The sequence below is a fragment of the Staphylococcus carnosus genome (assembly GCF_900458435.1).
In the GTDB taxonomy this organism is placed as follows: domain Bacteria; phylum Bacillota; class Bacilli; order Staphylococcales; family Staphylococcaceae; genus Staphylococcus; species Staphylococcus carnosus.
Genome location: NZ_UHCT01000001.1, coordinates 2,229,610 through 2,241,851, shown reverse-complemented (window position 1 = coordinate 2,241,851; position 12,242 = coordinate 2,229,610). Strand labels below are relative to the sequence as shown.

The window sequence follows — 12,242 nt, the reverse complement described above, 5'->3', positions numbered from 1 at the left end:
GTATTAATTTCCGATATTACTTTATAGACAATCAAAAGTTGGATTATCCTTATTTAGAAAAAGAGTACGATAACTTACCGATTAAGCAAGTGGCAGAACTCTCGGAAATTAAAGCGGTAATGAAAGAAATGGATTTAGATGAACGTCGTTATATTTTAGTTAACCTGCCTAATCGCAATCTGATAAATGATGATTTAAGTTTATTGGACTGTACACCATTAATGATGTATATGTTTATGCAGTTTTACGGCACATTATATGGAATGGGTGTTGATTTAATACAGCAGCCAAACAGTAAAACAATATATCTCTATGATAAAAATGGTTTAAAAACCACGCTTTACTTTTTGTATCAGCAACTTTCAGATTTTAAAACGTTCTACTTTTATGAAGAAAAGTCTTATGTCATTACAGAAGACGATGAACGTTTTGCAATAATGCTTTACGATTGGCGTGTGATTGAGAATGAATTGTATTTAACTAATCAAGGCAGCCAACTTTTCAGTATAGGTTTTAAAAACAATCAATTACGAAAACATTATCTTGTAACAAGAGAAATCACAGATTATAGATATGGTAATATTAATAAAATTATATCTCCTAAATTATTAGAGAGATACAATTGGTCTGAATATTTGAAGCGGAAAATCAAAAGTGTAAACAATCCGAAATTTGAAGTAGGTGAACACAATTTCCAAAAAGGTGCAATGCGTATAAATATTAAATTTAATTCGTTGCAACTCATTTCTATTTATAAAAAGAATAGGTAAAACGAATTATTTTCTAATCTAAACAATGAGAATTGTACAATTTAATGTATCTTACTTGGAAAAAGCGCATAAAGAATATGGGCAAATACTAAAGACTTTCCTACGTTAAATATTCATAATTAAAGTATTATATCTGTATAAAATATGGAGGAGTATACTTTGAAAAAAAGTAAGTTAGAGTCGTTATTAAACGAATATAAGAAGTATATGGATCTAATGAATTACATAGAGACATCATACAAAATTAATATGAATGATTTTATGGTGTTGAATTGTATTCACGATAATTGCACTAAAGAAAAAATGTTAATGCAGCCATTTTTGAAAGTTGCGACTGACTCATTTGAGTTAAGCCGTACAAAAGTATTAGCATCTATTCGTAAATTAGTGAATCAAGATCGTGTCAGCAAAGTTAGATCTGATACAGACGAACGTAAAGTTTATTTGTTTATGGATGAAAGCAACGTAGAAAAACTGAATGCTATACTCGACGATATTGAAAAATATTTAGAAAAATAGCTCGGAAAGCATCAATACTTTCCTATAAAAGTACAGTGAAAGATATAATACCGTAGGAGATAGTCGCTTAATGGCGGCTATCTTTTTTAAATAAAAACAAGAAAATATTCACTAAACGGGTATTTCGTGTGTTAATCCTATATATTAGTTGAAAAATCATGTATAATAGTTGATGTTAAAAAATGAGAGCGAAAGCGAGATGGAAGTATGGGACGTAAATGGAATAACATCAAAGAGAAAAAAGCCCAAAAAGATAAAAATACAAGTCGTATTTATGCAAAATTCGGTAAAGAAATATATGTTGCTGCAAAATCAGGTGAACCTGATCCAGAATCTAACCAAAATTTACGCTTAGTATTAGAGCGTGCAAAAACATATAATGTACCTAGAAATATTATTGATCGTGCAATTGATAAAGCTAAGGGCTCAGATGATGAAAATTATGACAATTTGCGTTATGAAGGTTTTGGACCCAATGGTTCTATGTTAATCGTTGATGCTTTGACAAATAATGTTAACCGTACGGCTTCTGATGTGCGTGCAGCATTCGGTAAAAATGGCGGAAACATGGGCGTATCCGGCTCAGTTTCATATATGTTCGATCATACTGCTACTTTTGCGTTTGAAGGCAAATCAGCAGATGAAATTTTAGAAGTATTAATGGAACAAGATTTAGATGTACGTGACGTTGTAGACGATGGCAATTTAACAATCGTTTATGCTGAGCCAGACCAATTTGCTCAAGTGCAAGATGCATTGCGTCAAGATGGGGTAGAAGATTTCCAAGTAGCTGAATTTGAAATGTTACCTCAAAACGATATTCAATTATCTGATGAAGATAAAGCAACACTTGAAGGTTTAATTGATGCATTAGAAGATTTAGAAGATGTGCAAAACGTATATCATAACGTAGATTTGGATTCTTAATATGCGCTCAGCAGACGAATGGGTACAATTACTGAATTTGACACCTCATCCAGAAGGTGGGTTTTTTAAAGAAGTCATTCGAGAACCAAAAGAAACACATCAATCTCGATCGGATTATACAAGTATTTACTTTTTGTTAACAGACGATAATATCTCTCACTTTCATCGTATTGATGCTGATGAAATTTGGTATTATCATGCAGGTCAAACGTTGACAGTTCATATGATTCATCCCAATGGTCAATATGAAGCAGTTCATATCGGACCGAATATCGCAGAAGGAGACGTATTACAACATGTTGTTCCTGCAGGAACAATTTTTGCTTCTTCCATCAAAGATGAAGAAGGTTATGCGTTAGTAGGCTGCATGTGTCATCCTGGTTTTATGTTTGAGACCTTTGAATTGTTTGAACAATCAACTTTAAAACGACAATTTCCTGAGTTGACGCATATTATAGAAAAGTATGCACTTGCTGAAATATAAAATAAAACACGTTGCCTTGATAATTTTTTCTTCAAAGGCAACGTGTTTTTTAGGATTAAATCATGTTTATTCTCTTTTTAAAGCGTATTTTAAATTTTAATATGTGCTAATGTTTACTGGTTACTTTTTAAAAAAGTGAAATTATAATGTGTATAAATGTTAAGATTAGCAAACATTGAGTGACATGTATCTTTCAGTTTTATATAATGATGTCAAGGAGTTGGTGACTATGAAAGTGAAGTATATCGATAAACGTCACTGGCGTCGTCTGATTGAGAGAGATTATACTGAAGTTAAGGTGAATAATAATAAATTCAAAGGAATCATTGGATTAATCACAATGAAGAAGGTCAAAGAACCGTTGAAAGTGAATGTTGTCGGTCAAACAATCGTTGTGGCAGATGATAATTATCAATGGTTGCAAATTGTGCCGGATAAAAAACGCTACAGTATAACAGTGATGCTAGATGAACAGGGAAGTCCACTAGAATATTATTTTGATATCAACATTAAGAATATTACGCAAAAAGGGAAAGCGCGCACAGTCGATTTATGCTTAGATGTAATTGTATTGCCAAATGGAAAGTATGAGCTTGTTGATGAAGATGATTTATTGCGTGCATTAGAATCAAAACAAATTTCTAAAAAACAATATCATGAAGCATATATTATTGCACATCAATTGATGATGAAAATTGATAATGATTTCCCGGGTATGCAAGACAATATTATGTACTGTTATAATAAAATCAAACGAAAATATCTAAGTGATAAACACACGACACATCATCATCGAAGTTGAGCGAAGCGGTGATGCTGCATTTTAAAGTTGCGGGGATACATTAGTTTATTATGGGGGCCATGCTGTTAGTTTTATTGCTGCATGGTTTTATTTTTTAGTAGCAAGATTTGAATGATGTAGGAGGAAATGGTGTGAAGATTGAAGATTATCGTTTGTTAATCACATTGGATGAAACACGCACATTACGAAAGGCAGCAGAAATTTTGTATATTTCGCAACCTGCTGTAACGCAAAGGTTGAAGGCGATTGAGAATACATTCGGTGTGGATATTTTTATTCGTACAAAAAAACAACTGATTACGACAACTGAGGGTGCTATGGTAATAGAGCATGCACGCGAGATGTTGAAGCGGGAACGCCTTTTCTTCGATAAGATGCAGGCACATATCGGTGAAGTCAACGGCACCATTTCCATCGGTTGTTCATCTCTGATTGGTCAAACGTTATTGCCTGAAGTATTAAGCCACTACAATGATAAATATCCTAATGTGGAAATTCAGGTGCGAGTCGGTTCAAGTGACCACATTAAAGCACATCATCGTGATTATCATATTATGATAATCCGTGGCAGTAAAATTACGAATTTGAATAACGAACACTTGTTTAATGACAAACATTATTTTATTTACCCTAAAGGAAAAAGAGATACTGTTGCAGATATGCCTTTTATAGAGTTTCAAGCAGATCCGATATATATGAATCAAATTAAAGAATGGTATGGACGTAATTTAGGTCGAGATTATCATGCTATGATATCAGTCGACCAAGTTGCTACTTGCAAAGAGATGCTAGTAGGCGGTGTCGGTGTGACGGTACTGCCAGAGATTATGGTGAAAGGTCTCGATAAAAACAGATTTGAATTTGAACAGGTCGATATTGAAGGCAATCCGCTCGGGCGTTCTACTTACTTAAGTTATGATTCTAGTATGCTGCAATTACCGCAAGTCGAATCTTTTGTAGAACTCGTTAACCATGATCTTAAAAAAGAAGATGAGTAATTGAGAAAAATGAATGTAGTTGAAGTACACCTTGTTATTGGATTTGAAATCTAATAATAAGGTGTTTTTTATAGGGAATTTTAGTAAATCTTTATCCAGCTATTCCAAATCAAAGCTAAATTCATTAGAATAGTATAGAATCAAATATTTAAATATGTTGAGTGAGGTTAAAGTATGTTTCGAGCTTTACTGCAAATTAAGAACTACAGATTGTTTGCAGTTAACATGATGCTCTTAGGTATGGCAATCGCAATTACGATTCCATTCCTCGTCTTGTTTGCTACAAACGAATTAGGTATGACAACCACACAATTTGGTATATTGCTGGCGCTTGCTGCAATCAGCCAATTTTCTGTGAATGCAATTGTTGCACGTTTTTCTGATAATGGAAAGGTCAACCGTAAATTGCTGGTTATTATCGCGTTATTTATGGGTGCCATGAGCTTCAGTATTTACTTTTATGTCCATAATATTTGGCTGTTTATCGTTTTATATGCTGTGTTACAAGGACTATTTGCACCTGCAATGCCGCAGCTTTATGCATCAGCAAGAGAAGCGATTAATCAATCTTCTTCACGTAATCGTGCGAAATTTGCAAACACTGTTTTACGTTCCATGTTTTCTTTCGGTTTTTTATTCGGACCTTTAATTGGATCGTTGCTTAATAGAACAATGGGATATGCCGGATTATTCGGCGGTACTGTAGCGGTTATTCTTATCACATTGATTCTTCAAATTTTCTTTTTCAAGGATGTCAAAGTTGAACATCCGATTGAAGAAGGACCTCATGTGGAAACAAAAGCCCCAAGTATGTTGAGAGAAAAATCTTTAATCATACCTTTTTTAGCATTTATCTTATTGCATATTGGACAATGGATGTATACATTGAACATGCCACTCTTTGTAACGAGCTATTTACATGAAAGTGAAGACTATGTAGGGTATTTAGCGAGTTTATGTGCAGGGTTAGAAGTGCCGTTTATGATTATTTTAGGTGTTTTATCTTCTAAATTAGAGACACGTACACTCTTAATATTAGGCGCCATTTCTGGTGCGCTATTCTTCTTCAGTATCGGTGTATTTGATGATGTCCGTATGATGTTAGTAGGACAGATTTTCTTAGCGATGTTCTTAGCCATTTTATTAGGTATCGGCATCAGTTATTTCCAAGACATATTGCCTGCGTTTCCTGGTTATGCATCGACGCTTTTTGCAAATGCAATGGTTATTGGCCAGCTTTTAGGAAATTTACTTGGTGGTGTTATGAGTCAATTTGTGGGATTAGGGAATGTATTTTATGTATCAGCTGCATCTTTAGTCTTAGGTATGATATTAATTTTCTTTACAAAAGAACAGAAATTTATAGAATAAGAGGTTGAATGATTAATGGTAGCTACTATTTTATGGATATGTATTATTGCATGTTTTGTCGTCGCGTTTGTTGGTTTGATTAAACCAATTATTCCTTCAATGCCAATGATGTGGATTGGTTTCTTAATTTATCAAATTGGTTTCCACAACGGGCGTTTATCTTGGATTTTCTTTGTATCAATGATTATTTTAACTATCCTTGTGTTTGCGGCAGATTTAATGATGAGTCAATATTTCACACGTCGATTCGGAGGTTCAAAAGCAGGTGAACTTACTGCGTTAATCGGTGTGATTGCAGGTTGTTTTATCTTTCCGCCGTTTGGAATTATCATTGTGCCGCTAGTAGCCGTGTTTATTGTTGAATTGATAATGAGAAAAGATCCGACTATTGCTTTGAAAGCCAGTTTCGGTTCAGTAGTAGGTTTCTTGGCAAGCACAGCAGCTCAAGCGATTGTGATGGTTATTATGGTATTGTGGTTCTTTTTAGATATTCTTTTTTAAGTAGATAACAAAAATTAAGTTAATAAACTCCCGCTAGAGCAGACACTTTTTGTGCAACTCAAGCGGGAGTTTTGTTATGCGTAAATGTAGTTCTGGTAAATCAGCATAGACGCTATGTTTTTTCTTTTTATAAATAAGTGCTTGAATCTTTTTTTACATAGTGATGATCAACATAAAATGCAATTGGTGTAATGATGAATGAAACGATAATAAATGTCCAATTTGCAATTTTGATATGCGGACCGAAAGCTAGGAAAGATTGCGGAATATATACGACATAAAAGAGCAATGCTATGATTGCAAAAATAATTGCGTAAGTAAGTAACCAAACCCAATTTGAATGATTAAAGGCTTGTATTTGCACAGTTTTAAATGCCCACCAGACAAACAAGAAAATGATAAATAATCCTGCTAACAAAATGATTGGAAATGTATATAAATATAACGGTTTTTCACCGATGAAAAATCCAATGAAACCTTTGAAAAAACAAAAGATACCGAGTAAGAACAGAATGTGATGCCATATGTATTTAAAAATGTTCTGGACCATTTCGTTTTTCAATTCTTTTATCGTTCGAATCGCATGTGCTTTCGGGTTGTGGTCGAAGAAATCCATTGCTAACATCCCTTTATTTTCAGCTTTTAATAAATGTTTCAAAATACGATTCAACATAAGTTCAGAATCATGTGGGTTAACGCGTAAATCTGCACGGATATAAGTCATGTAATTTTCAAAAATTTCTCGGTCTGTATTATTTAATTGCAATGATTTAACGTTATTCTCTCTCATTAATTGCTCAGTGGATTTTGCCATACATTCCGCCCTCCTTTATTTTTAAATTTACAATCAAGGAATATTATGACTAAGTTGCGCATGGAAATCAATTGAAGTTCGTCTAATTAAATAACTTTGTGCATACTTTGTTTTTTAACGATGAACCGAATCTAGAAAAATGGTAAAATAGAAGTGATTTAGTTTTTATTTTTAAAGGAGTAAAATCATGAAGAAAATAGTGATGTTGCTGTTAGCATCTACATTGATTTTGGGTGCTTGTGGTAAAAATGATGAAAAAGCAGCGCTTCAAAAAGATATCGATAAATTACAAAAAGAAAATAAATCGTTAAAAGCTACTAAAGATAAACTTAAAAAACAGAAAAAAGATACGCAAGAACGCGTAGATAAACTTCAAAATGAAGTGAATGAAAAAGTGGCTTCTGAAAGCGTCAAACAAAAATCAGATGCAAAGAGTAAGGAAGAAGACAAGAAAAAATCAACTTCAGAAGATACCAAAAACAAACCTGAAAATGCATCAGGTCAAAATCAAACAGCAAAAGATAAGCAAACAAAAGATAAACAAACAAAAGACAAGCCGGCAGCTTCAACTACAACAAAAGATAAGACAAGCGGAACAGCAGCGGATAAGAAGAACGGCAATACTCCCTAATAGTTTTGTATGAAACTCACAAGGGTAAGAAATATATAATAGAAAATGCGGAAAAATTAAAAGGAGTCGATACTATGTACGAAGCGGAATTTCATGAATTAGAAGGTAAGAAAATGACTTTAAAACAAGTCAGCGAAGCAATTGAAAAAATTTCAGGATATCAATTAGAACAACCTACAGGGCAAATTAAACGTATCGTTGCTCAGAAACCTAATTTTGAGTCTGATACAGATACATTCCAAGCTACATATAAACTCAATCACCTTGGTGATTTTGTGGATGTGACATTCGCAGCATTAAAGAGTGAACGTGAGCGTCTGAATGATGTACAAGTTACGATTCAGTTAATTACTTACATTACACGTTCAGAATTACCGCAAGCTTAATTATTATACAGCTGAAAGGGTAATCAAAGCGTAGTTGAAATGAGCAGAAAGATTTCAGAGTTAATCTGAAAGTCAGTGCCGACAATCGAATAAGAAAAAGAAATTAAGGCGCTAGCAAGTAAGGTGGTTAATAATAATTTTTAAAAATTGACTTTACTTTCAGTGCTTTTTTCTATAGGAATTGACGTATAGGATTTGAGATTTATTTGGTGTACGAGGTGGAATCAATGAGCGTATATATAGAAACAGAACGATTAAAATTAAGAGATTGGGAAGAAAAAGATTTATTGCCATTTCAAAAAATGAATGCCAATAGACAAGTGCGTCGCTTTTTCCCGAGTATATTGAGTTATCGTCGTTCTGAACTAGACATGCAAGCGATGAAAAAGAATCTTGAACAAGATGGCATCGGTTTATTTGCAGTTGAACTAAAAGAAAGCGGGGAATGGATAGGTTTTGTAGGTCTTAACTACATTCCGGCAAATAGTCAATATAATTTTCCAGAACTGCCTTTTTATGAAATTGGCTGGCGGCTGATTCCAGAAGTATGGGATAACGGAATCGCGACTGAAGGCGCAAAAGCGGTTTTAGGTTATGCGACTGAAAAGGGATTGAAAGATGTATTTAGTATCGCTGCTGAATCCAATGCTGCTTCAAGACGTGTGATGGAAAAAATCGGTATGACGTTAATGGATACATTTGAATTACCTGCAGTATCTGAAATTCATCCATTACGACCGCAAGTGCGGTATCATAAGCGATTGAATGAATAAAGAGGAAGCAACCTTTGATAGGAGTGCTTCCTCTTTTAGCATGATAGGTTATAATTTTAAAACAAGGAATTCATTATATTAAAACTGTTTAGATATTTAATTTGAATCAGTCGTAGCTTCGTGTACCTACCGATTCATAATTTTCCAGGCTCTCAAATAAAGCTTCTAAATCATCATATAATGGTGCTAATGCGCGATATTTAGCATCGATAAAACCTGCATCAATCATTTCATCAAGCATAGTTTGAAGCGGTATAAAGAAATTGTTGATATTAAAAACTGCCATAGGTTTATCATGAATACCGATTTGAGCCCAACTATATGTTTCGAAAAATTCTTCTAATGATCCTGCACCGCCAGGAGCAAGAATGAAAGCATCAGCAAGTTCTGACATTTTTGCTTTACGACCATGCAATGAATCCACCAATACGAGTTCAGTGAGACGTTGACTTGTAATTTCTTTATCATCTAAACTGCGCGGCATGACACCGATTGCTGAACCTCCATGATCTAGAACCCCATTTTGAATCGCGCCCATAATACCTACAGAACCTGCTCCGAATACTAATTCATAACCATGTTCTGCCATGTATTTTCCAAGTTCATAACCACGTTCCATATAAACAGGGTCTTTACCCTTGCTTGCGCCGCAATATACAGCAATTCTTTTTAAACTCATTCCTACCATCTCCATATTTACGAAGTAATTTCGTCAATGACATACTGAAATTTTTGTTCGAATTTTGTACGAGCTTCTTCAGTGAAGCGACGAGGACCTTTATGATGTTTACCTTGTTGGCGTGCTTGTGCATGTTGATACCGCTGTTCTAACAAGCGTCCCATGTTATTTTCAGTATATACCATTCCGTTATGGTGCATCACCATACGTGCTTTTCCAATGAGCAAACTTGCTAAACCATAATCTTGTGTAATCACAATATCTGAGGGACCTGTCAACTGTACGATTTTATAATCAACCATATCCGGACCGTCATCTACATACTTCACTGTTACATGAGAGGGGTAATCTTGCATCGAGAAATGCGAATAACTTCTTACTAACACAACAAAAATGCCTGTCCCTTCAGTCAGTCGAATTACTGAATCTGTAACAGGACAAGCATCACCATCAATCATTACCCGAGTCATTTATAGATTCGGTTTCTTTTCATATTTTTGGATTTCTTTGATGCGTTCCTCTTGGTTAGCGCGTCGTGCTTCTTCTTCTTTTTTGAGACGCTGTTCGATGCGATCTTCCAAGATACGGTTCATATCATAGGCTTCATCTTTATTTTCTTGTTCAAGTTCTTCACCTTTGTTGGCAACTTGCTTGTCAGAAGCATCGCCAGGAACAAGACCTACTTTTTCTTGATATTTTTGTGCATCTTTCATTTCTTTGACGAGACGTTTACGTGTTTTTTCATCGTCTTTTTCTTCTTCTTTACGGCGTTTTTCTAAGTTTTTATCCAACTTTTTCGCCATTTTTTCAGCTTCTTTGCGGTTTTTCTTTTCTAATTTTTCGCCTTTTGTTTTGATGCGCTCTGGGTCATTTTCTTTTGCCTCTTTTTTAGCTTGGCGTTTTTCTTCAAGCTCTTCTTTTTTATCGCCTACATATTGAGCAAATTCAGAAGATTTATTTGAAACCGCAGATGCAGCTTGAGAAGATTTATTAGATATACCGCTAGCTAGTTGAGATGTCTTGTCAGATACATTGTGTCTCAAATCTGCAGTCTTATCATTGACCTTCTGTACATCAGGGTGATCCTTGATACGTTTACGTTCTACGATTAAAGGTACAAGAATAACTGGTAAAACTGTAATTAAAGTTCTGATTAATCTCTTCTTCTCCATTGTAGTGCCTCCATTTGTTGTTAGTGTATAACTCTTTAATACCCTGTCATTATTTGCATTAAACGATATACTCAGTATATCGTTTTAGACTTTAAACTAGGCGGATATTCCTCTTTGGATGGTTTAGTATAAAAATAAAAGACGTCGAAATAAATCGACGTCTTAGAGATACTTTAATCTTAGATTCCTTTTCCAATACCGAAACCGAAGTAAAGGATTGCGATGAAGATAACTAAAATAATTCGATAAATCGCAAATGGTATCAATTTAATACGATTAATCAAGTTTAGGAATAGACGGATTGAAAGTAATCCGAATATAAACGCTGCTAAGAATCCAATGATGTAAAATGGAATATGACTTAAATGAATATACCCGATATGTTTGACTAATGATAAAAGACTTGCGGCAAGCATAATCGGAACCGCCATAATGAATGTAAAGTCTGAAGCGGCTTTATAATTCATTTTCATTAATACACCTGTTGAAATAGTCGAACCAGAACGGCTGAATCCAGGCCACATTGCTACAGCTTGTGATAAACCAATAACAAAAGCTTGGAAGAATGTAATTTGGTCGATATTTTCACGATGTGCATAGCGCTCGCTAAATTTTTGAGCGAAAATCATGTAAAATGCACCTAGTAATAATCCAATCATTACTGTTGGTACACTAAATAAGTATTTTTCAATAACGTCATCAAAAAGCAACCCTAAAATACCAGCAGGAATCATACCCACAAGTACATGCCATAAAGTTAAGCGTTTCGGCTTAACACGTTTGCCGATTTTACCATCAGCTGATTCAGTTTCTGTAGCGGCAGGTTGATATTTTCCTATGTACAACATTTCGAAATAACGTTTTCTAAATACCCATGCGGCTGCAAACACGGAACCTAACTGTATAACAATTTTAAACGTAAACGCTGATTGTGAGCCCAGAAATTCAGGAGATTTCAGCCACATATCATCCACTAAGATCATATGACCTGTAGAAGATACTGGCGCAAATTCCGTCAATCCTTCAACAATTCCTAGAATCAACGCTTTTAATAATTCTAACAATAACATAGCGTACCTTCCTTATTTCTAAATGATATTCAAATTCCAATTTATTATGTAAGCACATGTTGAAACAACTTTTATGATAGCATAATAAAAAATAGTTGTGCTACTAATAATAGAATAATGTGAAAAGATAGGTCCTAAGATGTATATGAGTAAATTTAATGTGTTGATTTCGTGTTATTTAAGTAAAGATATTTTCCGGGAAATATAAAGGGGGAACAACTTATTATTTTCAGCTTTTTCAAGTCGAATAAATTGAAATTATACAACACTTGTTTTAAGTTGAAGGTAAGACATTTTTGACACAAAAAAGGACAGCTATTAATGTCCTGAACTTCTAAAATTAAG

The 12,242-nt window shown here is 34.3% G+C and carries 16 protein-coding genes; 11 read left to right on the top strand and 5 right to left on the bottom strand.

Annotation, left to right across the window (positions count from 1 at the left end; all coding sequences use genetic code 11):
* Window positions 1-38 precede the first annotated feature (38 nt).
* From DYE31_RS10915 to DYE31_RS10880, 8 genes are all read left to right on the top strand, one after another.
* Entirely contained in the window at window positions 39-770 is a 732-nt protein-coding gene (locus DYE31_RS10915) for a hypothetical protein (protein ID WP_015899573.1), read from the top strand.
* 159 nt (window positions 771-929) lie between these two features.
* Window positions 930-1,289, top strand: a complete 360-nt coding sequence (locus DYE31_RS10910) for a transcriptional regulator, SarA/Rot family (protein WP_015899574.1) — start codon at window positions 930-932, stop codon at window positions 1,287-1,289.
* A gap of 207 nt (window positions 1,290-1,496) precedes the next feature.
* Entirely contained in the window at window positions 1,497-2,216 is a 720-nt protein-coding gene (locus DYE31_RS10905; RefSeq protein WP_015899575.1) for a YebC/PmpR family DNA-binding transcriptional regulator, read from the top strand.
* Window position 2,217: 1 nt separating this feature from the next.
* Window positions 2,218-2,700, top strand: a complete 483-nt coding sequence (locus DYE31_RS10900) for a cupin domain-containing protein (protein WP_015899576.1) — start codon at window positions 2,218-2,220, stop codon at window positions 2,698-2,700.
* Window positions 2,701-2,929: 229 nt separating this feature from the next.
* On the top strand, window positions 2,930-3,502 hold the full coding sequence (locus tag DYE31_RS10895) for a ribonuclease FAU-1 family protein (RefSeq protein ID WP_015899577.1): 573 nt from the start codon (window positions 2,930-2,932) through the stop codon (window positions 3,500-3,502).
* Between the two features lie 131 nt (window positions 3,503-3,633).
* Window positions 3,634-4,500: a LysR family transcriptional regulator gene (locus DYE31_RS10890; protein ID WP_015899578.1), complete on the top strand. Its 867-nt coding sequence runs from the start codon at window positions 3,634-3,636 to the stop codon at window positions 4,498-4,500.
* Window positions 4,501-4,674: 174 nt separating this feature from the next.
* Complete coding sequence (locus DYE31_RS10885; protein ID WP_015899579.1) at window positions 4,675-5,871, top strand: sugar efflux transporter; 1,197 nt, start codon at window positions 4,675-4,677, stop codon at window positions 5,869-5,871.
* 15 nt (window positions 5,872-5,886) lie between these two features.
* A complete protein-coding gene (locus tag DYE31_RS10880; protein ID WP_015899580.1) occupies window positions 5,887-6,372 on the top strand; it encodes a DUF456 domain-containing protein in 486 nt (161 codons plus the stop codon).
* 127 nt (window positions 6,373-6,499) lie between these two features.
* On the opposite strand, the gene DYE31_RS10875 is transcribed toward DYE31_RS10880, so the two are convergent.
* Window positions 6,500-7,186, bottom strand: coding sequence for a DUF1129 family protein (locus DYE31_RS10875; RefSeq protein ID WP_015899581.1), 687 nt, complete (start codon window positions 7,184-7,186; stop codon window positions 6,500-6,502).
* 187 nt (window positions 7,187-7,373) lie between these two features.
* On the opposite strand from DYE31_RS10875, the gene DYE31_RS10870 reads away from it, so the two are divergent.
* The 3 genes from DYE31_RS10870 (at window position 7,374) to DYE31_RS10860 (ending at window position 8,976) form a co-directional block, all read left to right on the top strand.
* Window positions 7,374-7,817 (top strand): SA0632 family lipoprotein, encoded by a 444-nt coding sequence (locus DYE31_RS10870; RefSeq protein ID WP_015899582.1) that lies wholly within the window; start codon window positions 7,374-7,376, stop codon window positions 7,815-7,817.
* A 74-nt stretch (window positions 7,818-7,891) separates the two neighbouring features.
* Window positions 7,892-8,203, top strand: a complete 312-nt coding sequence (locus DYE31_RS10865; RefSeq protein WP_015899583.1) for a hypothetical protein — start codon at window positions 7,892-7,894, stop codon at window positions 8,201-8,203.
* A 227-nt stretch (window positions 8,204-8,430) separates the two neighbouring features.
* On the top strand, window positions 8,431-8,976 hold the full coding sequence (locus DYE31_RS10860) for a GNAT family N-acetyltransferase (protein WP_015899584.1): 546 nt from the start codon (window positions 8,431-8,433) through the stop codon (window positions 8,974-8,976).
* A 106-nt stretch (window positions 8,977-9,082) separates the two neighbouring features.
* On the opposite strand, the gene DYE31_RS10855 is transcribed toward DYE31_RS10860, so the two are convergent.
* From DYE31_RS10855 to DYE31_RS10840, 4 genes are all read right to left on the bottom strand, one after another.
* Window positions 9,083-9,655, bottom strand: a complete 573-nt coding sequence (locus DYE31_RS10855; protein WP_015899585.1) for an LOG family protein — start codon at window positions 9,653-9,655, stop codon at window positions 9,083-9,085.
* Window positions 9,656-9,672: 17 nt separating this feature from the next.
* Complete coding sequence (locus DYE31_RS10850) at window positions 9,673-10,125, bottom strand: YaiI/YqxD family protein (protein WP_041612937.1); 453 nt, start codon at window positions 10,123-10,125, stop codon at window positions 9,673-9,675.
* Window positions 10,126-10,827: a hypothetical protein gene (locus tag DYE31_RS10845; protein ID WP_015899587.1), complete on the bottom strand. Its 702-nt coding sequence runs from the start codon at window positions 10,825-10,827 to the stop codon at window positions 10,126-10,128.
* 179 nt (window positions 10,828-11,006) lie between these two features.
* Window positions 11,007-11,897 (bottom strand): undecaprenyl-diphosphate phosphatase, encoded by an 891-nt coding sequence (locus tag DYE31_RS10840; protein WP_015899588.1) that lies wholly within the window; start codon window positions 11,895-11,897, stop codon window positions 11,007-11,009.
* Window positions 11,898-12,242: the final 345 nt, after the last annotated feature.

What these genes read in the sequence shown, in the direction of transcription:
- DYE31_RS10905 (WP_015899575.1), top strand. Translation starts at nt 1,497, where the DNA reads ATGGGACGTAAATGGAATAACATCAAAGAGAAAAAAGCCCAAAAAGAT.
- DYE31_RS10900 (WP_015899576.1), top strand. Translation starts at nt 2,218, where the DNA reads ATGCGCTCAGCAGACGAATGGGTACAATTACTGAATTTGACACCTCAT.
- DYE31_RS10895 (WP_015899577.1), top strand. Translation starts at nt 2,930, where the DNA reads ATGAAAGTGAAGTATATCGATAAACGTCACTGGCGTCGTCTGATTGAG.
- DYE31_RS10885 (WP_015899579.1), top strand. Translation starts at nt 4,675, where the DNA reads ATGTTTCGAGCTTTACTGCAAATTAAGAACTACAGATTGTTTGCAGTT.
- DYE31_RS10880 (WP_015899580.1), top strand. Translation starts at nt 5,887, where the DNA reads ATGGTAGCTACTATTTTATGGATATGTATTATTGCATGTTTTGTCGTC.
- DYE31_RS10875 (WP_015899581.1), bottom strand. Translation starts at nt 7,186, where the DNA reads ATGGCAAAATCCACTGAGCAATTAATGAGAGAGAATAACGTTAAATCA.
- DYE31_RS10870 (WP_015899582.1), top strand. Translation starts at nt 7,374, where the DNA reads ATGAAGAAAATAGTGATGTTGCTGTTAGCATCTACATTGATTTTGGGT.
- DYE31_RS10865 (WP_015899583.1), top strand. Translation starts at nt 7,892, where the DNA reads ATGTACGAAGCGGAATTTCATGAATTAGAAGGTAAGAAAATGACTTTA.
- DYE31_RS10860 (WP_015899584.1), top strand. Translation starts at nt 8,431, where the DNA reads ATGAGCGTATATATAGAAACAGAACGATTAAAATTAAGAGATTGGGAA.
- DYE31_RS10855 (WP_015899585.1), bottom strand. Translation starts at nt 9,655, where the DNA reads ATGAGTTTAAAAAGAATTGCTGTATATTGCGGCGCAAGCAAGGGTAAA.
- DYE31_RS10850 (WP_041612937.1), bottom strand. Translation starts at nt 10,125, where the DNA reads ATGACTCGGGTAATGATTGATGGTGATGCTTGTCCTGTTACAGATTCA.
- DYE31_RS10845 (WP_015899587.1), bottom strand. Translation starts at nt 10,827, where the DNA reads ATGGAGAAGAAGAGATTAATCAGAACTTTAATTACAGTTTTACCAGTT.
- DYE31_RS10840 (WP_015899588.1), bottom strand. Translation starts at nt 11,897, where the DNA reads ATGTTATTGTTAGAATTATTAAAAGCGTTGATTCTAGGAATTGTTGAA.